The following is a 22,033-nucleotide window of genomic DNA, read 5'->3' as shown; positions in this document are numbered from 1 at the left end:
ATTACGCTATTTTTTAGAGGTGAAATTTTTGAGATTTTTGCTGTGAATTTAAAGGCAATGTTATGGGTGGGGAGTATTGGATTTGCATTACATGGTTGTACAACCATGCAGAGTTTAAACCCAAATTCATTTAATCATTATGCTTCACCACAAGAAGTGATCAATCAAAAAGGGCTAAATAGCGCAAATGGAAAGGCGAAAGAATACGTCTATGATTGGGGGCCACAAAAGAAAAATGTTAAAGCAGAATCGCTGATACCCAAGCAAAATATGAGCAGCTACTGCCAAGCCAAAAATGGCAAATTTATTCAACTGAATAAAAGCAATTTGAGCCAAGTCAAAAATGTATGGAGTCGTAAATTATTAGCGACCTATAGCAGCATAAAACAGGGTACAGGTGTATTTCAGTGTAGTCAGGCAGATGGACAGCGCTGGATGGTTGCTATTGAACCCGTTTCAGAGCGTAAATCAAATGACCGTTCTGAAACCCGCTTAGTCAGTTTGTATACAGCAATCATTGGACCCGATGAACGTCGCAAAAATTATAATAAACAAGAAGAAAACGTAGCTAAAAAAGTAACATCAAGCAAAGCAAAGGCAACGACAACAAAAAGCAATGCGAAAGATGAAGCAAAAAAAGAAGTAGAGACTAAAAAAGAAGCTAAAGCCAAAGAGCCTGAAAATAAACCAGCGGCGAAGCCAGTTGCAGAAACATCGCAGCAGATACAAATGCGCCTGTATGTGAATGCACGACGTGACTTAAATGCGGGTAAAAACCAAGTCACCGCTTGTAATAATGCACAGCGCGCTTATAGCTATGGCAAATTAAATGGTGCAAATGCCAATAGAGCCTATGCTGAATCAGGCATGCTCGTTGCAAAATGCTTAACATCAGTGCCTGCTTATAGCAAAAGTTATCCAAACGCCAATGCAAGAGCAAAAGGCATCCTACAAAACTTAGCGACCAACTATAACCATGCAGGGGCAAAAAATATGTTGAATCGTATGAAATAAACGTCAACAGGATAAAAGCCATTTGGGGAAATAAGCTTTTATCCTGATCCAATGATGTACTCAGATAAAGTTTTAAAAATAATAAGGAAAAACCATGAGTTCAGTAAATGAAACTTATTTTAATGCACCATTATTTGACCGAGAATTGACAGAGATTACAGTCAATATCGAGCAAACACCTTTCTTTTTGAATGATCGAGGGCATCCAATATATCTAGCGTCACTTGGGGCGGGGATTCATTTAATTACAGAGTCAGCCACCAATGCGAAAATGACGATGGGAAATCCCTACGATGTACCTTCCGAGATTTCGACTAAAATTACCAATTGGGGGGAGCAAACGGAGCTTGAATTTGAAGGGCGGCACTTCGAGTTTATGCCATTGGTGGCAAGCAAAGAAACCGCGGCAGCTTTCGGTATCACCTTAGTTCAGGCAGGTGAAGCGATTCAGATTCATTCAAATCAAAAACGACTGTCAGAAATTCATTATGAATACGGCATAATGGCAGGTCATTGTTTTGCCTATCTAGATGGCGGTAAGCCTGACTGTAGTGGAAAAACCTTATTTCCTTTTGTGGCTACTGATTTAGAACATCACGACTTTCCGCATATTTTTTGCGCGACAGATCAAGATCAAATGCCACTGGTCATCTCCGTTGGGCGTTTTTTCCCAAATCTTGGCAAGATTTACTTGGCAGATTTATGGGTCAATCCGGGAGATGCTTTATACATTCCTGCGAAACCCAAATATTCGAATCCTGAGTTTATTGACCTACATAATAACCGTAATGCAGCACTTGCATGTTGGCGAGGTGATAGCAATAAATCGACATTGACCACCCATAGTTTGCTCGATACCCATGGATATTTTTACTGGTATTGGAATAGAAGGCCAACAATTCATCCTCTCATCTATGCACCGACTAGCAAAAATGAATAGTTGAGTTACATAGACCAAACAGCAAATACAGCACTTCATGATACAAAGGTGACTCAAGTTTTGGGAGTTTGGTCTATGGCTTACGGTTTATCTAAAAAATTACATCTACGTTTTTCACGACCTGCAGGTTTAGCTTTATTGACGCTCATCATGCTCGGGTCAACTCAGGTGAGTTTGGCGAGTCCTACTGTCGATCAGCTTAGTCAATGTTTATTGAAATCGACCACTGCCGCAGATAAAACCACGGTTTTGCAATGGACCTTTTCTGCCTTGGCAGCGCATCCAGATTTAAAACAATACAGTAATGTCAGTGATGCGCAAAAAACGCAACTCGATAAAAATTTAGCGCAAGTGATGCAGCGAATTTTGGTGGAGCAATGTTCTACACAAACGCAGGCCGTGATTAAAGCTGATGGTCTACAGGCTGTGGGTGATAGTTTTCAAGAGCTTGGTAGTATCACAGGGGATGAAATTTTAAAGACGCCTGAAATTAAACAACAATTACAAGGCGTACTGCGTTATGTCGATTTGAATAAATTGGTGACTAAATTTTTAACCCCAGAAATTTGGAATAAATTGGGTATTACTCGATAAGGTTTTTAAATTTGAAATACATATTTTTAAGTTAAATAATGATGTAAATGAGCGCTGTTTAGCGCTCATTTACATTATGGATTAGCTAATAATTATTCAAAAACCAGTACACTTTTACCTTTGGTATGACCTTCTAAAATATCACTATAGGCTTGCTGCGCATCCTTAAATGCATATTCACGGCTGACTGTCCAAGTGAAACGGCCGTCAGCAATACCATCAACGACATGTTGTAAGTTTTTAGTGTTACGTTTAACCCATACTGGCTGAATTTTATTGGAAGATAATTTTCTACCAGCAATACTTCCCATAAATCCGCCAACTTTGACCACAGCAAGAGAGGTTTGAGTTGCTTCTTCCGAGCCGATCATATCAATAGAGACATCAAAAGGTGTTGGATGCACTGCTTTTAGACGTTCAACTAAACCTTCTCCATAAGTGACAGCTATCGCACCTAATTTGCGAATATAGTCTTGATTGGCTGCTGATGCCGTTGCGACAACCTCAATGCCTTTTTCTACTGCGAGCTGTACCACAATTGAACCGACTCCGCCTGAGCCGCCATGTACCAGTAAAGATTGAGCAGGGCCCGTTTCATCTAAAATGGTCATGGCTGTTTGTGCTGCGCCTGCAATTGTTCCAGCAATAGGCCAATCGATATTTTTCGGCTTGCGGATCAAATTTGCTAGTGGTACATCAATCACGGTTGCATGGGTAAAGGCACCGCCTGAACCGAGCACTTCATCGCCAACAGTCCATTCATTTTGAGAGCCGTCAACTTCTGCAATGATACCTGCATATTCTGTACCAAAGGTTTGCGGTAGGGCTGCATGTTTAAATTCACCTGTCATGCGACGTGCGTCAATGGGGTTTATACCAGAGGCTTTAACCTGAATGCGCGCCATGCCTGCGGCTAATGGTGGGAGTTCGTATTGTGCAAATTCGAGGACTTCAGGTTGGCCGTATTGGTGTGCTGCTAAGATGGTTGATTTCATTTTTGTGCCTATTACATTTAGTTTTTTAAATCTTGGTTGAATTATAGGCAGGCGGTGTTTATGGATTACAGAGCGAAATTTGCATTAGATTTTTCTATAAATAGAACAGTGCTTAAAATTAGTATGGATATGCGCACTGTTTTTGTTATTTTATTTTAGTGTGGAAATGAATGGAAAAATAAAAATGGTCTTCCTAGTAAAGACATTTGTATCTATAAATTTATAAAGGGAAAGTTATGATTAAGCAATTTATATGCGCGCTGATGGTTGTTTTGGGTTTTATACAAATGGCACAGGCAGATGATCGTTCGTTGAGTAAGCAATTTACAGCGTGTATGGACAAAGCTGGCGGTGTAACTGCAAGCATGGTGGAGTGCACAGCAGCAGAAACAAAACGGCAAGATGTGCGCTTGAATAAGGCTTATAAAAATTTGATGAACACCTTAAGCGCAACACGTAAAAAAGAACTGCAAAATACACAGCGTTTATGGATGAAGTATAGGGATGCGAACTGTAACTTTTATTATGATCCGAATGGCGGTTCAATTGTACGTGTAACGAGTGCGGGCTGTTTCATGGATATGACAACGGAAAGGGCGAATGAGTTGGAGAATTTTTTAAAGTATTAATGATTAGCTCTCCTTTGCGGGATAGGAATTTAAAACTCGCTCACATTAATAATTTTCTAAAACCTCTCCCTAGCCCTCTCCTAGAAGGAGAGGGAACTTCCAATATTAATTTTATAAAAGTATTTAATTGGTAATGATTTCTCCTTCTCCCTTTGGGATGAGCGACACTGTTGCGCAAGGGGGTGAGGGTAGAAGTCACGCATAAAGAAAGACTTTGAAAGTTGGATACGTCCCAAGTCTTCGAGTTTGGTGAGGGAGGATGCTTTTTTGATAGTCATGTTGTTTTAGATATGAAGTGTTTGGATTGATTCTATAAATAAAGTTATGAAAATAAATTAATAATTCTTTCTTAAAAGGAGAGAGAACATTTAATCTATTTTTAGAATTTGAAGTTGTATTTTCCTAACGAACTCGCTGATATTTGTAATAAGGGTATCGATATCTTCTTTTGAGATTCGTATTTTCTTCTGTTCTTTAGTATACCCAGCTCTATGAGCACAATCATGTCTTTTCTCAACGGCTGGCACTAGCCAAGTAGTTTTGGGAATATCACAGTTTAATGTTGTCTTAAACATAGGAATAACAGTTTGAACATTATGGAATGATTTTGTTTTAAGAGAGTCTTCTACTTTTTTTCTAAGAGTATTTTTCCAATTATTTAATTCTTGAATTTTGAATGTTAAATCTTTGGTTGAGCCATCGTTTAAAGCTTGCTTGAGGATAAAGCTATCTGATGAAAGTACAGTTGTAATGAACGTTGTTTCAAGATAATTCTCTAATGTAGCAATAAGAAAACCATGTAGCATTATATTAATATCTTCTTCTAAATCAGCAGGATAATTATGGTTAAGAATTTGCTTAGCTTTCAATATATTTTTTTCAAAAATATCTATAGATTTGGTTTTTTCATATAACCATTGAAACTCTTGTTGAGTAGTAAAACACATCGTCCTTTTAAAGGATTTAATAAAAAAGTTTTCAGTTAGAATCTGATGCTGTAAGTTATTTTTAACAATATCTCTAATTTTTTCGTAAAAGGAACTAAGTAAAGTTAAGTCCTCCGAGAAATAATTTTCTAGATCGAAATAAAAGTGTTCGTATTCTGGCAAAGAAAATAAATTATTTGGTAGTGTGTTTAGAAAGCGTTGTGGGATAGGTAAATCAAAATAGTATTTAAAATATTCTGTTTCAAAAATACTATTTGTTGGTGATTGCGCAAGTTGACCAATTTTAATTATACCAAAACTTTTCTTTATACAAGGGTTCTTAGAATAGTCACAAATATGGATATTAAACGTTGTTTTGTATCCAAAATCATCCCAATTAGAGGGAGAGAGTAAAATGAGATAACCTGAAAAGTTTTCTAATAGCGGGGGTGCACTAGTTCTATTAAAGTAAATTTTAATTTCCATACTTTCTCCCATAAAAAAACCCCGCATTAAGCGAGGTTTTTATAACATGAAATCAAATAATTAGCGAATAAATTAACCAATTAATTTCTTCATTAATTCATTCACTTGTGCAGGGTTAGCCTTACCACGTGATGCTTTCATCACCTGACCAACTAGACCGTTAAAAGCTTTCTCTTTACCAGATTTATACTCTTCAACCATCTTCTCGTTGGCAGCAAGAACTTCCTTAATAATTGCTTCAATTGCGCCTGTATCAGTTTCCTGTTTCAAGCCTTTCTCAGCAATAATTTCGTCCGCAGTTTTGCCTTCTTCCCACATAAAGCCGAACACCTGTTTCGCGATCTTACCGCTGATGGTGTTATCGACAATACGTGCAATCATGCCACCCAATTTCTCACTCGACACAGGAGAATCAGCAAGGTCTAGGCCAGCTTTGTTTAAAGCACCTGAGAATTCACCCATCACCCAGTTTGCCGCAATCTTACCTTGCGCAGCGCCACCAGCAGCTTTCACCACATCTTCGTAAAACTCTGACATTTCACGAGTCAGTGTCAGTACGTGAGCATCGTACTCAGTTACACCAAAGTCCGCTACAAAGCGTGCACGACGTGCAGCAGGAAGCTCTGGAAGGGCAGCACGTGCCGCTTCAATTTGCTCATCTGCAATGATCACAGGCAACAGGTCAGGATCTGGGAAGTAGCGATAATCGTTCGCTTCTTCTTTCGAACGCATAGAACGCGTTTCCATCTTCACAGGGTCAAACAAACGAGTTTCTTGGTCGATTGTACCGTCCCAATCCAAGATTTCCATTTGGCGTTCAATTTCAACATTGATCGCTTGCTCAATGAAACGGAATGAGTTGAGGTTTTTAAGCTCACAACGCGTACCAAACGGTTGACCAGGACGACGCAGTGACACGTTACAGTCCGCACGGAACGAACCTTCCGCCATGTTACCGTCAGAAATACCTAACCAACGCACTAACGTGTGAATCGCTTTAATATAAGCAACAGCTTCTTCAACCGAACGCATATCCGGCTCAGATACGATTTCAAGCAGTGGTGTGCCTGCACGGTTTAAATCGATACCTGACATGCCTTCAAATTGGTCATGGATTGATTTACCTGCATCTTCCTCAAGGTGCGCACGAGTTACGCCAATGCGTTTCACCGTACCATCTTCAAGTTGAATGTCGATATGACCCAAGCCCACAATCGGGTTGTCCATTTGGCTAATTTGGTAGCCTTTTGGAGAGTCAGGGTAGAAGTAGTTTTTACGTGCAAACACAGACGCTTGGTCGATATATGCATCGATACCTAAACCAAAGCGAATCGCAAGATCAACCACTTCTTTGTTCAATACAGGTAATACGCCCGGCATTGCTAAATCTACAAGGCTCGCTTGTGTATTTGGGTCTTGACCAAACACAGTCGATGAACCTGAGAAAATTTTGGTATTGGTAGCAAGCTGAGTGTGAATCTCAATACCAATCACCACTTCCCAACCATCAATCAGGTTAGATTTTGGTTTCTTTTGAGCTTGAGCCATTATGCATTCTCCTCAGCAATTGCAGCGCGTTTTGTATGCCAATCGGTTGCTTGTTGATACTGATGTACCACAGACAACAATTGCGATTCTGACCAGTAGTTACCAATCAGCTGTAAGCCAACAGGTAAGTTGTCTTTGTCAAAACCAACAGGCGCGTTAATTGCAGGTAAGCCCGCAAGGTTCACCGCGATGGTGTAGATGTCACCCAAGTACATTTCAACTGGAGAAAGGTTTGCTCCAATCTTATAAGCAGTTGTCGGTGCAGCAGGGGCAGCAATCACATCTACAGACTCAAATGCTTTTAAGAAATCCTGTTGAATGAGACGACGTACTTTTTGTGCTTTCACATAGTACGCATCGTAATAACCGGCAGACAACGCATAAGTGCCAATCAAAATACGTTGCTGAACTTCTTTACCAAAACCTTCTGAACGTGAACGTTTGTACAAGTCCATTAAGTCCACAGGGTTTTCACAGCGGTAGCCATAACGCACGCCATCAAAACGTTGTAAGTTAGACGATGCTTCAGCAGGCGCGATCAGATAATACGTCGGAACATAAGCATCCGTCATGGTGAGATCAATCTCAACCAATGTCGCGCCCATTTCTTCTAACTTTTTCAGTGATTCTTCAACGCGTGCTTTTACGTCTGCATCTAAACCAGCAACATTAAAGTACTGTTTAGGAATACCAATACGTAAACCTTTTACCGAAGTATCATTTAAGTTAGCAACGTAGTTGTCGACGTCTTTTTCAACTGAAGTTGAATCTTTCGCATCATGACCTGCCATCACATTCATGAGGTAAGCGCAGTCTTCAGCCGAGCGCGCCATTGGGCCACCTTGATCCAGTGATGATGCATACGCGATCATACCGAAGCGAGATACACGACCATAAGTCGGTTTAAGGCCAGTCAAGCCGCAGAATGACGCAGGCTGACGAATCGAACCGCCTGTATCTGTACCTGTTGCAAATGGGGCAAGGTCAGCGGCAACGGCAGCAGCAGAACCACCAGATGAGCCACCCGGTACATGGCTTAAATTCCATGGGTTTGCTGTTGCGCCGTAATATGAGTTTTCAGAGGTTGAACCCATGGCGAATTCGTCCATGTTCACTTTACCTAAAGTGACAAGGCCCGCAGCTTTACCTTTCGCTACAACGGTCGCGTCGTAAGGAGAGATAAAATTGTCCAGTATTTTAGAACCAGCAGTGGTCTTAATACCTTGGGTACAAAAAATGTCTTTATGTGCAATCGGCACACCCGTTAATGCAGTTGCATTACCGGCTTTTAGTGCCGCGTCAGCCGCATCAGCTTGTGCAAGTGCTTGTTCTGCAGTGACGGTCACATACGATTTTACTTGTGCATCGATTTTTTCAATGCGTTTTAAATAGTGTTCAGTCAATTCGCGTGAAGAAAATTTAGCACTAGCCAAACCTTCAGACAGCTCACGAATGGATAAGCGATGTAAATCAGTCATAAGAAATATTTCTTTACGTTTAATTTGAATAAATGGGTTATCTGAATGAAAATTATTCAATCACACGAGGAACAAGGTATAAGCCGTCCTGAGTTGCAGGAGCAACTGCTTGATATTCTTCACGATGATTGCTTTCAGATACGCGGTCTTCACGTAAAGGCTGTGGATTGTCGAATGGGCTTTTGAGCGGTTCAACACCGTCGGTATTGATGCCTTTCAGGGTTTCCATCATGCCTAAAATTTTATTTAAACTTTGAGCATATTCAGCAGATTGCGTCTCATTCAGCGATAAACGTGCGAGATGTGCAATCCCTGAAACTGTTTGTGCATTTAGATCTGCAGAATGCTGTGCATCCGATGTAGACATAACATTACCTAATCAGTATTAAAAAAAATCAAAATATAGTGGCTTATAATAAGCGATTGACTTGTTCAAATCATCACATTTAGTTAAAGTTGCCACCTTGCGTCCATATAAAAGTTTAACTGAGAACGTCCCCGTGATTCTAAAACGACTAATTGGCTTGTTTTCGCCGGATCTTGCCATTGATTTAGGCACTGCAAATACACTTATTTATGCGCCAGGACGAGGCATTATATTAAATGAACCGACGGTGGTGGCAATTCGCCACAGTGGTTCACAAAAAATCGTTGCCGCAGTAGGTCTTGACGCGAAACAAATGCTGGGTCGTACACCTGCAAATATTTCTGCGATTCGCCCAATGAAAGATGGTGTGATTGCAGATTTTGAAGTAACTGAAACCATGTTGAATCAGTTTATTGGCAAAGTGCACGAAAAACGTCTATTTCCACCAGCGCCACGTGTTGTGGTATGCGTACCTTGCAAATCAACATTGGTAGAACGTCGTGCAATTCGCGAAGCGGTTTATAACGCTGGCGCACGTGAAGTTCGCTTAATTGAAGAGCCAATGGCTGCTGCAATTGGTGCAGGCATGCCTGTTGAGCAAGCATGTGGTTCGATGGTTGTCGATGTGGGTGGTGGTACAACCGAAATCGCAATTATTTCATTACAAGGCTGTGTCTACGCAGATTCACTGCGTATTGGTGGCGATGTATTTGACGAACAAATCATTAACTATGTACGCAAAGCACATGGCTGTGTGATTGGTGAAACCACTGCAGAAACCATCAAGAAAGAAGTGGGTATGGCGCTTCCTGATGAAGGTGCGAAAGCACTGGAAATTGAAGTCCGTGGTCGTAACTTGGCTGAAGGTGTACCGCGTGCCATTACAGTTACGTCTGATGAAGTAACTCAAGCCATTTCTGATCCGTTACAAAACATCGTATCTGCGGTGAAATCAGCACTTGAACAAACACCGCCTGAATTGTCTTCTGACATCGCAGAGCGTGGTATTGTGTTGACTGGTGGTGGTGCATTACTTCGTAACTTAGATAAGCTTCTTGCGAAAGAAACAGGCCTTCCTGTTGTAGTTGCAGAAGATCCTCTATCTTGTGTGACGCGTGGTGGTGGTAAGGTTCTCGAATTCTTCGATAACCCAAATCATGACATGTTATTTGTAGGCTAAGAAAAGGACTCGGCGGGTGCAAACGCAACTGTTTTCAAGACAACCGCCATCTTTTCGCTCATTTATCATTGCGGTGATTACATGTTTGGTTGTGCTGTTTTTCGACTGGCGCATGCCACATGTAATTCAACCGGCAAGAGACGTCTTGTATGCGGCATATAATCCAATATATGCCCTTGCAAGCTATCCAGTGTTATCGCGAGAATGGCTAAATCAACAAACCAAGTCTGAAGCTCAATTGCGCCGTGAAAATACTGCGATGCAAGCTGAGTTATTACAGGCTCAAGTCCGCTTACAAAAACTTTCTGAATTATCTGCTGAAAACACCCGTTTACGCGGTTTACTTGATACACCTTTAATCATTGATGGTCGTATGGAAATTGCAGAAGTGATCGGTACAGATGCCGACCCACTGCGCCATATTATCGTGATTAATCGTGGTGCAAGCAGCCAGTTAAAAGTGGGGCAGACAGTACTCGATGACAAAGGGATTATGGGGCAGATTATTAACGTCTATCCACATAGTAGCCGTGTCATGTTGCTGTCAGACAAAGAACATTCTTTATCAGTACGTATGGAGCATACCGGTATGCGCGCCATCGTAACGGGTACAGGTGATTTAGGTCGTTTAAAGATGGAATATGTACCAACCAGCGCCAACATCAAAGTGGGTGAAAAAGTTTATAGCTCAGGTTTGGGGGCACATTTCCCAGCGGGTTATTTAGTCGGTACAGTGTCAAAAGTCAGCCGACACAATTCGGGTGAATTCGCACAAATTGATTTAAAACCAGCGGCGCAACTCGCAGGTGGTCATCATGTTGTGGTTTTATTTTCAGATTCGTTAGCGATGGAGCAACCACATGTCACTCGCTAAGCTGAGCCGTCATACACAGCGTGATCCATTATTTCCAATCATCATCTCAATTGTGATGGCATCTTTGTTGATGGTTTATCCCTTGTCTTATGATATTTCGGGATGGCGTCCACTGTTTATGTTGATGGTCATGTTGTTTTGGGTGCTGTGTCAGCCGACATGGTGTGGTATTTGGTTTGCTTTCGGGACGGGCCTATTTGCAGACTTACTACTCGATGCACCATTTGGCATGAATGCTTTGAGTTTTGTCGTGATTGCCTTTGTAACGCGGTTTTTAACCCGTGAGCGCCGCATACTTACCTTTGCAAATCTATGGATAATTGCTGCACTTTCAATTGTGGCACATCTGTTCTTTGTCTGGATTGCACAAGTCATGAGTGGGCTACAGTTTAGTTTTGCACGTCATTGGCAACCTTTATTGGCTAGCATTTTACTTTGGCCAATTTTGTATTATGTACTCAGAAAATGGCGCATTTAATTCTCGCTTCTAGCTCACCCCGTCGTCGTGAATTGCTCCAACAGTTGGGGCTAAACTTTGATATTTTCAGTCCCGATATTGATGAGTCGGTACATGAGGGTGAGTCAGTTGCAGATTATGTCGAGCGTCTAGCTCGTGCAAAAGCTCAAGCGGTACAAGATGAATATCCCGATGCAATTGTCATTGCAGCCGACACCAGTCTCAGTGTCGATCATCATATTTTAGGTAAACCTGAATCAAAACAACACGCATTTGAAATGTGGCAACTCATTTCTGGACGCAAACATGATGTGTATTCAGGTGTTTGCGTACGTACAAAACAACAAATTTGCAGTATAGTAGTGCGTACACAGGTTGAATTTCAATCGCTTAGCCTAGATGATATGGAAAGCTATTGGGCAACGGGCGAACCGATAGGCAAAGCGGGAGCCTATGCGATTCAGGGAATAGCTGCGCGCTATATTCCTTGTATTGAAGGGAGCTACAGCAATGTGGTTGGGCTACCTTTATATGAAACCGTACAGTTATTACAGACAGTTAAGGCACTAAATTAACTGCTGAAACACCAGAATTTTTATAATGTTTTGAGTTTTGTTATGTCTGACGAGTTGTTGATTAATGTCACACCGATGGAATGTCGTGTGGCATTGATTCAAAACGGCACGGTCAATGAATTATTCGTTGAACGTACGGTGAAGCGTGGGTTAGTGGGAAATATTTATAAAGGGAAAGTGGTTCGCGTACTGCCAGGTATGCAAGCAGCTTTTATTGATATTGGACTTTCAAGAACTGCTTTTTTACATATCAATGATATGGTATGGCAGCGTAATCAACCGACACCTAATGTATTTGACTTGCTACAACCGGGGCAGGTACTTACTGTTCAAGTGATGAAAGATATGCTCGGAACGAAAGGCGCACGACTTTCTACTGATCTTTCTATTCCTTCACGTTATTTGGTTCTCATGCCGTATGGTAGTCATACAGGTGTCTCGCAGCGCATTGAGTCTGAAGAAGAGCGTGACCGTTTACGGAGCATGATTGAGCGTATTCAAAAACAACATAATCTTCCAGGTTCTGTCATTGTCCGTACCGCGGCGGAAGGCATTCCTGAAGAGGAAATTGCACAAGATATGGCATACCTTGCCAAACTGTGGGAATACATACAGCGCAAGCAGCGCAGTATCGTCGTGCCATCATTGATATTTGAAGAATTGCCGTTACCACAACGCGTCATTCGTGATTTGGCCAATGAAGATACGTCTAAAATTCAGGTCGATTCGCGTGAAGTTCATGGCAAGTTAAGTGAGTTTGTGCAAGAGTTCGTTCCGAGTATGCAGAATCGTTTATTGCATTATCCAGGGGAGCGTCCAATCTTCGATCTATACAATGTTGAAGAAGATATTCAAAAGGCATTACAAACACGTGTTGCATTGAAGTCAGGTGGTTACCTGATGATTGACCAAACTGAAGCGATGACCACGATTGACGTGAATACAGGTTCTTATGTTGGTGGCCGATCTCTAGAAGACACTGTGTTTAAAACCAATATGGAAGCGACTCAGGTTATTGCTCGCCAATTACGTTTACGTAATCTCGGCGGGATCATCATCATTGACTTCATTGATATGCAAGAAGCGCTACATCGTGAAGAAGTGATGAATCAATTTGAGAAAATGCTCGAACGTGATCATGCTAAAACGAAAATTACTCAAGTCTCTGAATTAGGCTTGGTGGAAATGACCCGTAAGCGTACACGTGAATCATTGGAACATTTATTATGTGATTCATGTCCAACTTGTCAGGGGCGTGGTTATGTTAAAACTGCCGAGACTGTTTGCTACGAAATATTTCGAGAAATCTTAAGATATGCACGTGCTTATGAGTCACAAAGTGGCTTTACCGTTGTTGCACATCCTTCTGTGATTGACCGATTGTTAACGGCTGAAGCACCTGCAGTTGCGGATTTAGAGCACTTTATAAGCAGAACGATTAAGTTCCAAGTGGAAAATCTATATACGCAAGAGCAATACGATATCATTCTCAGCTGAAATTGTAACAGAATATCGTTAAACACTTGTTACATCTGAGATTTTACTTTTCAACTGTAATTTTCAATACTAGACACATCGAATAGCCAAAGCCATTTTTTGATATTAATGACGAAAAATGGCTTAGCAAAATGAGGTGTATAATGGGTATGAGCAAAGCAGTAATGAACAGCAGTCTTAAAACAGTGGTTGAGGCGAAAGCAATTCATTCAGGTTATATCGTTGATGATCGCGGTAACGAAGTTCAGATTACTGCAAGCATGATTCGTGCAGCTTGCCATCAGCTTTTGAAAAAATGTCGCTCAATTAAAGCTTAAGTATATTTTGCAAAGGCTATATTGCAGTGTGCGGCATCCTTTAAAGATATGTATTAAACTTGAATAGCAGAGCTTATTGAACCCTTAGAAAAGAAAAATAGATGAGTGATCTATTTAAATTGATGCTTGATAATTACTACACAAATAACTCAGAGCAGTTTTAAATTGAAACGAGTTAATTCAAGAAATTAAGACATAACGATTCTATTTTTAGATTCTATTTTTATAAGAAAAATTATAAAAAGCCTTATACATGTATAAGGCTTTTTTGTTGAGAAGTTCTTTTATTGAGGAGTTTAGAAATTTGAAAAGAGGCGGTTAGCTAACCGCCTGTAACTTTGGGGCATCTTGATTCACTATTGCTTCAAATCGTTGAATTTCGTCTTCCAAATGCGTCAACAGATTCTGCATTTTAGGCAGTGCATTACGACATGCTGTCAGACCAACTTCAAGTTTATCTAAATAACTGGTCATGGTGATATTTAATGCTTGACCATCTAATACAATTGAAGCTGGGTAAAGTGCTTCTAAACGTGCACCATTCCAATATAAAGGCTCTTGCGGGCCTGGGACATTAGAAATAACCAAATTGAAGGCTTGGCGCTTTGGCATAAAACCAGATGCGATATTTAAACCTGCAGCACCATAAACAAATGCACTGTAATTTAAAATTTGATTTGAATTCATGCGTTTGAAACGTTCTTTCGCATTTAATACGCTACGACGAACAATTTTGAGGCGTTCTAAAGGGTCTTCTTTATGTGTACCTAGATTCGCAAGTATCATGGTGATTCGGTTTGACATATCAGAATCATCCGAGCGTACCGAAGCAGGTACCATGGCAATTAATGGCTTTTTCGGTAGTGCATTGTGTACAAGTAAGTATTCACGTAATGCACCTGAACAAATTGCCAAGACAATATCGTTAATCGTTACACCCAAAGACTTGGCAATATGTGACAAACGCGAAAATTCGAATGACTGGGCTGCAAAACGGCGAGAGGAGCTTACACGTTGGTTTAATATTGAACTTGGCGCTTGGAAACTCGAAACATAATCTGGATTACGTCCCATATCTTTTAGCACGGTTTGTGATAACTCATAAAGTACACGCGGTGTAGAATCTAGCTGGCCTTTTAAAGTAGCCATAATGCCTTTAACACGACTTACTTTTGGTTGTTTTAAGCGTTTAGCACGTGGGCCTTCAACACACCAAGGTGGGACAATACTTTTTGCATGTGGATCATGCGACAAAGATTTTTCAACCAAACGCATACCCGCAATACCATCAACCATTGCATGATGAATTTTAAAATACATCGCAAATCGATTGCCTTCGATACCCTCAATAATATGACAGGTCCAAAGCGGTTTGGCACGGTCGATTAAAGCGCTGTGTTCTTGAGAAATATATGTCAAAAGTTCACGGATACGACCAGGATGAGGCAGAGCAATGTGGCGGAAATGGTGATCTAAATCGAATTCTTCATCTTCATCCCAAAAGAAGCCATTGAGTTTATTGTTAAAAGGTGGGATTGGGATTGATTTGGAATCACGAATATCTGCAACTAAGTCTTGAATAAAGGTAGCGGGTGCATTTTCAGGAATTTGGAATAAAAATAAACCACCAACATGCATTGGCTGTTGTCGTTTCTCTAAATTTAAGAAGATGAAATCAATAGGATGTAATGGACGCATAGCGTTGATTGCCTCACTGCAATTTCTACAGCTACTCTTATCTGAGTAGCATTGTTCGAATTATAAAATTGATAATTGCAGTATAGCGTTTTTAGACCAGAATGATATGGAATTATGTGTATCAATAGGTTGAAAAAAACCACTGCTTTATCAGTGGTTTTTTCTTGATTATTTTTTCATATTGCCGGCGTGCAAACCACATTCTTTATGGGTTGCATCTTCCCACCACCAACGACCTTCACGTTCGTGTTGATTGGGTAAAACAGGTCGAGTACATGGTTCACAGCCAATCGAGATAAAGCCACGTTCGTGTAGTGGATTATATGGAATTTCCATGAGACGGATATAGTTCCATACATCAGCGCTAGACCAGTTTGCCAAAGGATTATATTTAATCAATTGCTTGCCCGGGCCTGAAAAACCAGGGTCTGCTTGTACAACAGGAATTTCATTACGTGTGCCTGGGCTTTGGTCCTTACGTTGACCTGTGATCCAGCCATCTAAAGTCGCTAATTTTTTACGCAAAGGTTGTACTTTGCGGATACCACAGCATTCTTTATGTTCATCTTGATAGAAGCTAAAAAAGCCCTTTTCTGTCACCAGTTTTTGTACGGCATCACTTTCTGGAAAACAGATTTCGATATCAATTTTATAATGTTTACGGACAGTATCTAAAAATTGGTAAGTTTCAGGGTGTAAGCGACCGGTATCTAAACTAAATACACGAAATGGAATCCCTAAGTTCGATGCAAGATCAATCAGTACAACATCTTCTGCACCAGAAAAGGAAATGGCAATTTCACCTTGCTGGCTCAGTGCAAGCTTCATAATCTCAGAAGGTGATTTATCTGCATATTCAGATGCAAGTGCATCGACAAGGTCAATAGTAGGGATGGTAGTCATGAATGTCCTGGCTATAGGCTTGGAACGTTAAAACCTATATTAATTTATTTCAGAACTATTTTAATGGAAATGCTAAAACACACTTATCACTAAAAAATAGATACTTATGAAAAAAATAGATTTAAAAAAGAACAATGCATTTTTTTATTCTTCCGCTATGATATTGAAAAAATTTTTTCACTTAACAGAGGGTAGAGTGCATGGAAGTCGTTTGTTTAGATCTAGAAGGGGTTTTAGTACCTGAAATTTGGATTAATTTTGCGAAAAAAACAGGCATTAAAGAACTTGAAGCAACGACTCGTGACATTCCAGATTACGATGTGTTGATGACTCAGCGTTTAAATATCCTAAAACAACACGGTTTGGGTTTGAACGATATTCAAGACGTAATTGCAGATATGGGGCCATTTGAAGGCGCCAAAGAGTTTGTAGAATGGGTAAGCACTCATTTTCAATTAATTATTCTTTCAGATACTTTCTATGAGTTTGCACATCCTTTAATGAAGCAGTTGGGCTGGCCAACCATTTTTTGTCACAAACTTGAAACTGATGAAAAGGGCATGATCACTGCCTATAAATTGCGTCAGCCAGATCAAAAACGCCAAGCAGTAAAAGCATTACATGGTCTGAATTTCCGTGTGATCGCAGCAGGCGACTCTTATAACGATACAACAATGCTAGGTGAAGCAGATCAAGGTTTCCTGTTTGATGCACCGGAAAACGTGATTGCAGAATTCCCGCAATTCCCGCCAATTCATGGCTATGCAGCACTAAAAGAAGCAATCCGTAATGCTTCAGTGCGTGATATTCCAGCTTAATTCTGAATAGCAAGTTATAGAAAAGGGCGCTTATAGCGCCCTTTCTTGTTTAATCCAAAGTTTTTAAAGCAACTTAGAAACGGTAACCAAGTTTCAAGCTATAACCAATTGCATCGTTATCTTCAAAGTTTGCAGCATATTCATCTGTACCGAAATGACTTGCAACTTGTGATTTTGCATCACCTAGCCAGAAGTACTTAACACCGGCTTGTACAAATGTTTGTGGTGTTGGACTAAATTGACCACCTAAACCAACACTCCAATAGCCTTCAGTTGGGCCTAAAGTTGAAACAGGGTTACCCGCACCAGAGTCCCAGCCAACCATAGCTGTGCCAGCCCATTGATCATTGAATTTACGACCAATACCTATGTTTGCAGAAATTTGATCTTTTTCATATGCAACAAGGTCAAAACCACGGTCAGTTTTAGCTGCATATTGAGTTAGAGCAGAAGCCATTTGACCAAATTTATTTGGGCGTATTTTAAATTCCGACCAATCTACCCATCGCAATTGCGCAAAAGCAACGGTATTGGCCATAATCCCTGTTTGCAAATCTAAGTTAACAGATTGTGGCGTAGTAACATCAGTAGAAGCTTCCTTATATGCATAGTTTGGCTTAAAGATTGGAAGTGCAAACCCAAGGGTAGTATGGGTCATCATAGACTCTTGAACATCAACACTATGTTTAATTTCGGCACGGTAGGTTAAAGATGCTTTTAGTGCAATTTCAGGGATTTGATATGCAACACCAGCTAACCATCCAACAGCACTATCTTCTGATATTTTTGCGTCATATCCGCGTGATTTTTCCTTACCAGCCTCATCTTTAAATCCAGTTTGGCAAGTAGGTGTATTACAGTTTACAGCTCCAAATGGACCATAGGCGGAACCACGAAGCTTAACTTCGCCTTCAACTGTCTGATAAACAGGACCTGCATAAATATTCCAATTTTCAGTTGGTTGGAAACCAAAAATTAAAGAAAGGTTTTGTGTTTTAACATCAACCTCAGTTGCTTCGCCATTGTTGTAAAATGCACCTACAACATCATTATTTAAATTGACAGCACCTTTTTGAATAGCATCTGTAGTTGAGTATTTAGCTTTTGCACCAAAAGGTTGGTCGTAAATTAGACCAAATGAAAAGTTCTCATTCAATTGAACTTTAAGGGCTGCATTCGGGAAATAATAAGAATCAGCCATATCGCTAAGATCTGTTCCCTGAAGGCTAGCTCCTTTACTTGGCGTACCGCCACCTGGTTCGAAATTATCTTGAATTTTCCCTGATACATTTGCATCTAATGCAGAAATCCCTGCTTCAAAATAATTACCCGGTTGTAAAAATGCAGAAATTGACTGCCCAGAGCGATCCATTGCTGCAGCAAATACCCCAGTGGTTGGTAAACTTGCTAATAAAATGGCACTTGTTAATGCTTTTAAATTCATTCTTCTACTTTCCTAGTATAAAAAACGCGTCAATGCGTTAATAAAAATATGAGATATGTAAATTATTTTTAATCATATTCATGTGCGAAAAACATCATAAATAAAAAAGAGTAAAGACTCTAAAATTGAACTAATGGTAAATAAAAGCTGTTGATTTATATAAAATAGAGTGAAAATACTAAAAAATATTTTAAGTTATTGTTATTCAAGATGACTTTTTACATAAAGATTTAAGTATATGAAAATATTAATTTTTTATAAATTAATCATATCTTTTATGGGGTAAAACTAATAAAGTGATTTGTGTCACAATAAAAAATAAAAAAGCCTCATAAAGAGGCTTTTTTACAGATTATCTTATTAGAAACGGTAACCAATTTTTAGGCCATAACCTAAAGCATGATTATCTTTAAAGTCACCAATTTCATTACCACCAGTTTGCGCTGTAGCATCACCTAACCAGAAGTATTTAACGCCAGCTTGGATGAAATAGTTTTCAGCAGGGCTGTATTGACCGCCTAAGCCAATATTCCAATAACCTTCAGTAGGTCCTAATGTTGTCACAGGGTTACCTGCACCAGAGTCATAGCCTACAGATGCTGAACCTGACCATTTGCTATTAAATTTACGGCCAACACCGATATTCGCTGACCACTGGTCATCTGAATAGTCAATTAAGTTTTGACGTACATGTGGCGCAGGAATTGAACTTACATTTCCAAGCAACGTTGGCTTAACTGCAAATTGACTCCAATGTACCCAACGTACGTTTGCAAATGCTAATGTGTCTTTAGCAATGCCTGTTTGGAAGTCGAAATTTACTGATTGAGGTGTAGTTGCATCAACTGAAGATGTAAGTGCGCTTAAAGAAGGGGATGGTAAAAGCGTTGTTTCGTTCGCTTTAGCATTATGTTCAATTTCAGAGCGATAAGTAATGGCTGCTTTTAATGCAATTTCTGGAATTGAGTAAGCAAAGCCTGCCAACCAACCAAATGCTTCTTCACGTTCAACATCAATATTATACGTACCAAGTTTGCTGTTGCCACCGTAAGCTGCACCACGCAATTTGATATTCGCTTCAACTGTTTGCCAAACTGGACCAGCGTAGAAATTCCAGTTTTCAGTAGGTTGATAGCCGATTAAAGCAGTTAAATTTTCTGTTTTAACATCAACTTTAGTGCCTTCTATACCATTACCAAAAACAGGTGATGTTGCATCATATTCTGCTTCAGCGCCATAAGGTTGGTCGTAAATTAAGCCAAGAGAGATTTTATCTGTAGCCTGAACTTTAACTGCCGCTGATGGGAAATAATATGACTTAGCCATATCATCAACATTCAATTCATCTGATTTTACTTCAGCATCTAAAACAGAAATGCCTGCTTCGGCGTAGTTACCTGGCTGTAGGAATGCTGAGATTGACTGACCAGAACGGTCTAAACCACCTGCAAAAACAGAAGTGATAGGCATTACACTGATCAGAATAGCTTTAGATAGGTTGCTGAGTTGCATACAATTTCCCTGTTTGTAACTTTTAATGTTATTTCAGTGTGTGGAAAGTAACATAAATAGAAAAACAGTAAATAAGAGTTGCTACTCTAAAATTGAACGCAAGAAGTTAAAAAACAAGCATAACTAGAGTAATTGTTCTAGTTGTAAATATTTATCTTTATGATTTTTAAATGAAAAATTAGAGTAAAAAACTTATTATTTCTATGCGTTTTTAGAAATTTTAAATGTTTATTGTTTGATCAAATAATAGAAGAAGATAACAAAAAAGTTAAAGCCATAGCGAACTATGGCCTTACTTTTACAAATTAATTAAAATTTATAGCCAATTTTTAAACCATATGCCCATGCGTCATTGTCTTCAAATGATGCAATTGAATTGTTAGTACCAAACATTGACGCAGGTTGTGCATCAGCATCACCTAGCATGAAGTATTTGACACCACCAGCGATAAAGTAATTTGGAGCAGGGCTAAACTGTAGACCTAGGCCAACGTTCCAATAGCCTTCAGTTGGGCCAAGCGTAGAAACAGGATTACCCGCACCTGTGTCATAACCTACAGATACATTACCAGCCCATTGTTCACTAAACTTACGGCCAACACCTACAGTTGCTGAAATTTGGTCATCAGTATAAGCCACTAAATCAAAGCCATTTGGGTTGTCTGGCGTTTGACCTATTGCGCCTAAAGTTTGGCCAATTTGATCAAATTTTTCTGGGCGGATGCTAAAATCTTTCCAATTTACCCAGCGGACATTTGCAAATGCAACTGTATCAGCCATGATGCCAGTTTGGAAATCAAGGTTTACTGATTGAGGTGTAGTAATGTTTGTTGTTGTATTTTCATCGAAAATTGCATTTGCAGGATTACTTGTAACTAATGCCATTACGTTACTTTGGCCATACTCTCGAGTAGATGCTTCATGTTCAATTTCAGAGCGATATGTTACAGATGCTTTTAAAGCAATTTCTGGAATTTGATAAGCAAAGCCTGCTAACCAACCCACTGCTGAATCTTCCTTCATTGTTGCATTATATTTACCCAATCCATCTGCAGAACCATAAGCTGCGCCGCGTAGTTGGACATCACCTTTCACAGTTTGATAAACTGCGCCACCGTAAATATTGATACTTTCAACAGGCTGGTAGCCAACAATAAAAGAAAGGTTTTGTGTTGTTACTTCAACTTCAGTATTTTCACCATTTAAATGAAATAAGCCTGTTCCAGCACCTACCAATGGGTCGTTTGTTGAATATGCAGCGTCAGCGCCAAAAGGTTGGTCATAAAGCAAACCGAATGAGAAATTTTTCGTAGGCTGAACTTTAATTGCTGCTGTTGGGAAATAATAATCCCCGGCCATATCAGATAGATTTCCGCCACCATATGCAGCTTTAGCTTTACCTTCTACTGTTGGATCTAAAACAGAAATCCCAGCTTCAAAGTAATTCCCTGGTTGTAAGAAAGCAGAAATAGACTGACCTGAACGGTCTAAAGCTGCAGCAAATGCACCTGTCATTGGTACAGTTGCAAGAATCATCGCTGTAGTTAAAGTTTTTAATTTCATTCTTCGTCTTTCCTTGAGATACGAATCAAACTTGTTAGTTTTTTGGGGATACTGCAAATATTCGTTATGCGTAACTTTTTCTTGGTTTTAGCCTATTTGTTACGCCATGTGACAAAAATAGCACAATTAAAATAAGAGTAAATGCTCTAGGTTTAAAAAATAGGGATAAAAAATGAATAATTTAGAGTAAATGTACTAATAAATAAAAATAAAACATT

21 protein-coding genes are annotated in these 22,033 nt (G+C 39.8%); 11 read left to right on the top strand and 10 right to left on the bottom strand.

Features of this window, described 5'->3' with window-relative positions:
* Nucleotides 1-42: 42 nt before the first annotated feature.
* The 3 genes from A9J31_RS04170 (at nucleotide 43) to A9J31_RS04160 (ending at nucleotide 2,548) form a co-directional block, all read left to right on the top strand.
* Complete coding sequence (locus A9J31_RS04170; RefSeq protein WP_171256658.1) at nucleotides 43-1,014, top strand: hypothetical protein; 972 nt, start codon at nucleotides 43-45, stop codon at nucleotides 1,012-1,014.
* A gap of 94 nt (nucleotides 1,015-1,108) precedes the next feature.
* Nucleotides 1,109-1,954, top strand: coding sequence for a hypothetical protein (locus A9J31_RS04165; protein WP_067762704.1), 846 nt, complete (start codon nucleotides 1,109-1,111; stop codon nucleotides 1,952-1,954).
* A 150-nt stretch (nucleotides 1,955-2,104) separates the two neighbouring features.
* Nucleotides 2,105-2,548, top strand: a complete 444-nt coding sequence (locus A9J31_RS04160; protein ID WP_171256661.1) for a hypothetical protein — start codon at nucleotides 2,105-2,107, stop codon at nucleotides 2,546-2,548.
* A 92-nt stretch (nucleotides 2,549-2,640) separates the two neighbouring features.
* Here A9J31_RS04160 and A9J31_RS04155 read toward each other — a convergent pair whose 3' ends face one another.
* Nucleotides 2,641-3,543, bottom strand: coding sequence for an NADP-dependent oxidoreductase (locus tag A9J31_RS04155; RefSeq protein WP_067762702.1), 903 nt, complete (start codon nucleotides 3,541-3,543; stop codon nucleotides 2,641-2,643).
* Between the two features lie 236 nt (nucleotides 3,544-3,779).
* Between A9J31_RS04155 and A9J31_RS04150 the strand changes: the two genes are divergently transcribed.
* Nucleotides 3,780-4,172, top strand: a complete 393-nt coding sequence (locus A9J31_RS04150) for a lysozyme inhibitor LprI family protein (protein ID WP_067762701.1) — start codon at nucleotides 3,780-3,782, stop codon at nucleotides 4,170-4,172.
* A 368-nt stretch (nucleotides 4,173-4,540) separates the two neighbouring features.
* On the opposite strand, the gene A9J31_RS04145 is transcribed toward A9J31_RS04150, so the two are convergent.
* The 4 genes from A9J31_RS04145 to gatC form a co-directional block, all read right to left on the bottom strand.
* On the bottom strand, nucleotides 4,541-5,584 hold the full coding sequence (locus tag A9J31_RS04145; RefSeq protein ID WP_067762700.1) for a hypothetical protein: 1,044 nt from the start codon (nucleotides 5,582-5,584) through the stop codon (nucleotides 4,541-4,543).
* A gap of 72 nt (nucleotides 5,585-5,656) precedes the next feature.
* Nucleotides 5,657-7,132, bottom strand: a complete 1,476-nt coding sequence (gene gatB, locus A9J31_RS04140; protein WP_067762699.1) for an Asp-tRNA(Asn)/Glu-tRNA(Gln) amidotransferase subunit GatB — start codon at nucleotides 7,130-7,132, stop codon at nucleotides 5,657-5,659.
* Nucleotides 7,132-8,610: an Asp-tRNA(Asn)/Glu-tRNA(Gln) amidotransferase subunit GatA gene (gene gatA, locus A9J31_RS04135; protein ID WP_067762712.1), complete on the bottom strand. Its 1,479-nt coding sequence runs from the start codon at nucleotides 8,608-8,610 to the stop codon at nucleotides 7,132-7,134. Before gatA ends, gatB begins: the two co-directional genes overlap by 1 nt.
* Nucleotides 8,611-8,662: 52 nt before the next feature.
* Nucleotides 8,663-8,977, bottom strand: coding sequence for an Asp-tRNA(Asn)/Glu-tRNA(Gln) amidotransferase subunit GatC (gatC, locus tag A9J31_RS04130; protein WP_067762698.1), 315 nt, complete (start codon nucleotides 8,975-8,977; stop codon nucleotides 8,663-8,665).
* A 133-nt stretch (nucleotides 8,978-9,110) separates the two neighbouring features.
* Between gatC and A9J31_RS04125 the strand changes: the two genes are divergently transcribed.
* From A9J31_RS04125 to A9J31_RS15635, 6 genes are all read left to right on the top strand, one after another.
* A complete protein-coding gene (locus A9J31_RS04125; protein ID WP_067762711.1) occupies nucleotides 9,111-10,157 on the top strand; it encodes a rod shape-determining protein in 1,047 nt (348 codons plus the stop codon).
* 16 nt (nucleotides 10,158-10,173) lie between these two features.
* On the top strand, nucleotides 10,174-11,031 hold the full coding sequence (mreC, locus tag A9J31_RS04120; RefSeq protein ID WP_067762697.1) for a rod shape-determining protein MreC: 858 nt from the start codon (nucleotides 10,174-10,176) through the stop codon (nucleotides 11,029-11,031).
* Entirely contained in the window at nucleotides 11,018-11,509 is a 492-nt protein-coding gene (gene mreD, locus A9J31_RS04115; protein WP_067762696.1) for a rod shape-determining protein MreD, read from the top strand. The genes mreC and mreD overlap by 14 nt, the downstream gene beginning before the upstream one ends.
* Nucleotides 11,497-12,063, top strand: coding sequence for a Maf-like protein (locus tag A9J31_RS04110; protein WP_067762695.1), 567 nt, complete (start codon nucleotides 11,497-11,499; stop codon nucleotides 12,061-12,063). Before mreD ends, A9J31_RS04110 begins: the two co-directional genes overlap by 13 nt.
* Before the next feature lie 42 nt (nucleotides 12,064-12,105).
* Entirely contained in the window at nucleotides 12,106-13,560 is a 1,455-nt protein-coding gene (gene rng / locus A9J31_RS04105; protein WP_067762694.1) for a ribonuclease G, read from the top strand.
* 143 nt (nucleotides 13,561-13,703) lie between these two features.
* Nucleotides 13,704-13,877: a PA1571 family protein gene (locus A9J31_RS15635; RefSeq protein ID WP_342669161.1), complete on the top strand. Its 174-nt coding sequence runs from the start codon at nucleotides 13,704-13,706 to the stop codon at nucleotides 13,875-13,877.
* A gap of 318 nt (nucleotides 13,878-14,195) precedes the next feature.
* Here A9J31_RS15635 and A9J31_RS04100 read toward each other — a convergent pair whose 3' ends face one another.
* A complete protein-coding gene (locus A9J31_RS04100; protein ID WP_067762693.1) occupies nucleotides 14,196-15,575 on the bottom strand; it encodes a WS/DGAT/MGAT family O-acyltransferase in 1,380 nt (459 codons plus the stop codon).
* Between the two features lie 168 nt (nucleotides 15,576-15,743).
* Nucleotides 15,744-16,478, bottom strand: coding sequence for a phosphoadenylyl-sulfate reductase (locus A9J31_RS04095; RefSeq protein WP_067762692.1), 735 nt, complete (start codon nucleotides 16,476-16,478; stop codon nucleotides 15,744-15,746).
* Between the two features lie 200 nt (nucleotides 16,479-16,678).
* Here A9J31_RS04095 and thrH point away from each other — a divergent pair, with 200 nt between their 5' ends.
* Entirely contained in the window at nucleotides 16,679-17,296 is a 618-nt protein-coding gene (thrH, locus tag A9J31_RS04090; protein ID WP_067762691.1) for a bifunctional phosphoserine phosphatase/homoserine phosphotransferase ThrH, read from the top strand.
* Between the two features lie 73 nt (nucleotides 17,297-17,369).
* Here the strand turns inward: thrH and A9J31_RS04085 are convergent, their stop codons facing one another.
* The 3 genes from A9J31_RS04085 to A9J31_RS04075 form a co-directional block, all read right to left on the bottom strand.
* Entirely contained in the window at nucleotides 17,370-18,740 is a 1,371-nt protein-coding gene (locus A9J31_RS04085; protein ID WP_067762690.1) for an OmpP1/FadL family transporter, read from the bottom strand.
* Nucleotides 18,741-19,100: 360 nt separating this feature from the next.
* Nucleotides 19,101-20,252: an OmpP1/FadL family transporter gene (locus A9J31_RS04080; protein WP_067762689.1), complete on the bottom strand. Its 1,152-nt coding sequence runs from the start codon at nucleotides 20,250-20,252 to the stop codon at nucleotides 19,101-19,103.
* Between the two features lie 309 nt (nucleotides 20,253-20,561).
* The gene (locus A9J31_RS04075; protein ID WP_067762688.1) at nucleotides 20,562-21,815 is read right to left on the bottom strand and encodes an OmpP1/FadL family transporter; all 1,254 of its coding nucleotides are present in this window, start codon (nucleotides 21,813-21,815) and stop codon (nucleotides 20,562-20,564) included.
* Nucleotides 21,816-22,033: the final 218 nt, after the last annotated feature.

It is taken from the genome of Acinetobacter gandensis (assembly GCF_001678755.1).
Classification (GTDB): domain Bacteria; phylum Pseudomonadota; class Gammaproteobacteria; order Pseudomonadales; family Moraxellaceae; genus Acinetobacter; species Acinetobacter gandensis.
This window is presented reverse-complemented; position numbering and strand designations above follow the sequence as displayed.

Excerpts from the sequence above, each read along its gene's own strand:
- A9J31_RS04165 (WP_067762704.1), top strand. The coding sequence starts at position 1,109 with ATGAGTTCAGTAAATGAAACTTATTTTAATGCACCATTATTTGACCGA.
- A9J31_RS04160 (WP_171256661.1), top strand. The coding sequence starts at position 2,105 with ATGCTCGGGTCAACTCAGGTGAGTTTGGCGAGTCCTACTGTCGATCAG.
- A9J31_RS04155 (WP_067762702.1), bottom strand. The coding sequence starts at position 3,543 with ATGAAATCAACCATCTTAGCAGCACACCAATACGGCCAACCTGAAGTC.
- A9J31_RS04150 (WP_067762701.1), top strand. The coding sequence starts at position 3,780 with ATGATTAAGCAATTTATATGCGCGCTGATGGTTGTTTTGGGTTTTATA.
- A9J31_RS04145 (WP_067762700.1), bottom strand. The coding sequence starts at position 5,584 with ATGGAAATTAAAATTTACTTTAATAGAACTAGTGCACCCCCGCTATTA.
- gatB (WP_067762699.1), bottom strand. The coding sequence starts at position 7,132 with ATGGCTCAAGCTCAAAAGAAACCAAAATCTAACCTGATTGATGGTTGG.
- gatA (WP_067762712.1), bottom strand. The coding sequence starts at position 8,610 with ATGACTGATTTACATCGCTTATCCATTCGTGAGCTGTCTGAAGGTTTG.
- gatC (WP_067762698.1), bottom strand. The coding sequence starts at position 8,977 with ATGTCTACATCGGATGCACAGCATTCTGCAGATCTAAATGCACAAACA.
- mreD (WP_067762696.1), top strand. The coding sequence starts at position 11,018 with ATGTCACTCGCTAAGCTGAGCCGTCATACACAGCGTGATCCATTATTT.
- A9J31_RS04110 (WP_067762695.1), top strand. The coding sequence starts at position 11,497 with ATGGCGCATTTAATTCTCGCTTCTAGCTCACCCCGTCGTCGTGAATTG.
- rng (WP_067762694.1), top strand. The coding sequence starts at position 12,106 with ATGTCTGACGAGTTGTTGATTAATGTCACACCGATGGAATGTCGTGTG.
- A9J31_RS15635 (WP_342669161.1), top strand. The coding sequence starts at position 13,704 with ATGGGTATGAGCAAAGCAGTAATGAACAGCAGTCTTAAAACAGTGGTT.
- A9J31_RS04100 (WP_067762693.1), bottom strand. The coding sequence starts at position 15,575 with ATGCGTCCATTACATCCTATTGATTTCATCTTCTTAAATTTAGAGAAA.
- A9J31_RS04095 (WP_067762692.1), bottom strand. The coding sequence starts at position 16,478 with ATGACTACCATCCCTACTATTGACCTTGTCGATGCACTTGCATCTGAA.
- thrH (WP_067762691.1), top strand. The coding sequence starts at position 16,679 with ATGGAAGTCGTTTGTTTAGATCTAGAAGGGGTTTTAGTACCTGAAATT.
- A9J31_RS04085 (WP_067762690.1), bottom strand. The coding sequence starts at position 18,740 with ATGAATTTAAAAGCATTAACAAGTGCCATTTTATTAGCAAGTTTACCA.
- A9J31_RS04080 (WP_067762689.1), bottom strand. The coding sequence starts at position 20,252 with ATGCAACTCAGCAACCTATCTAAAGCTATTCTGATCAGTGTAATGCCT.
- A9J31_RS04075 (WP_067762688.1), bottom strand. The coding sequence starts at position 21,815 with ATGAAATTAAAAACTTTAACTACAGCGATGATTCTTGCAACTGTACCA.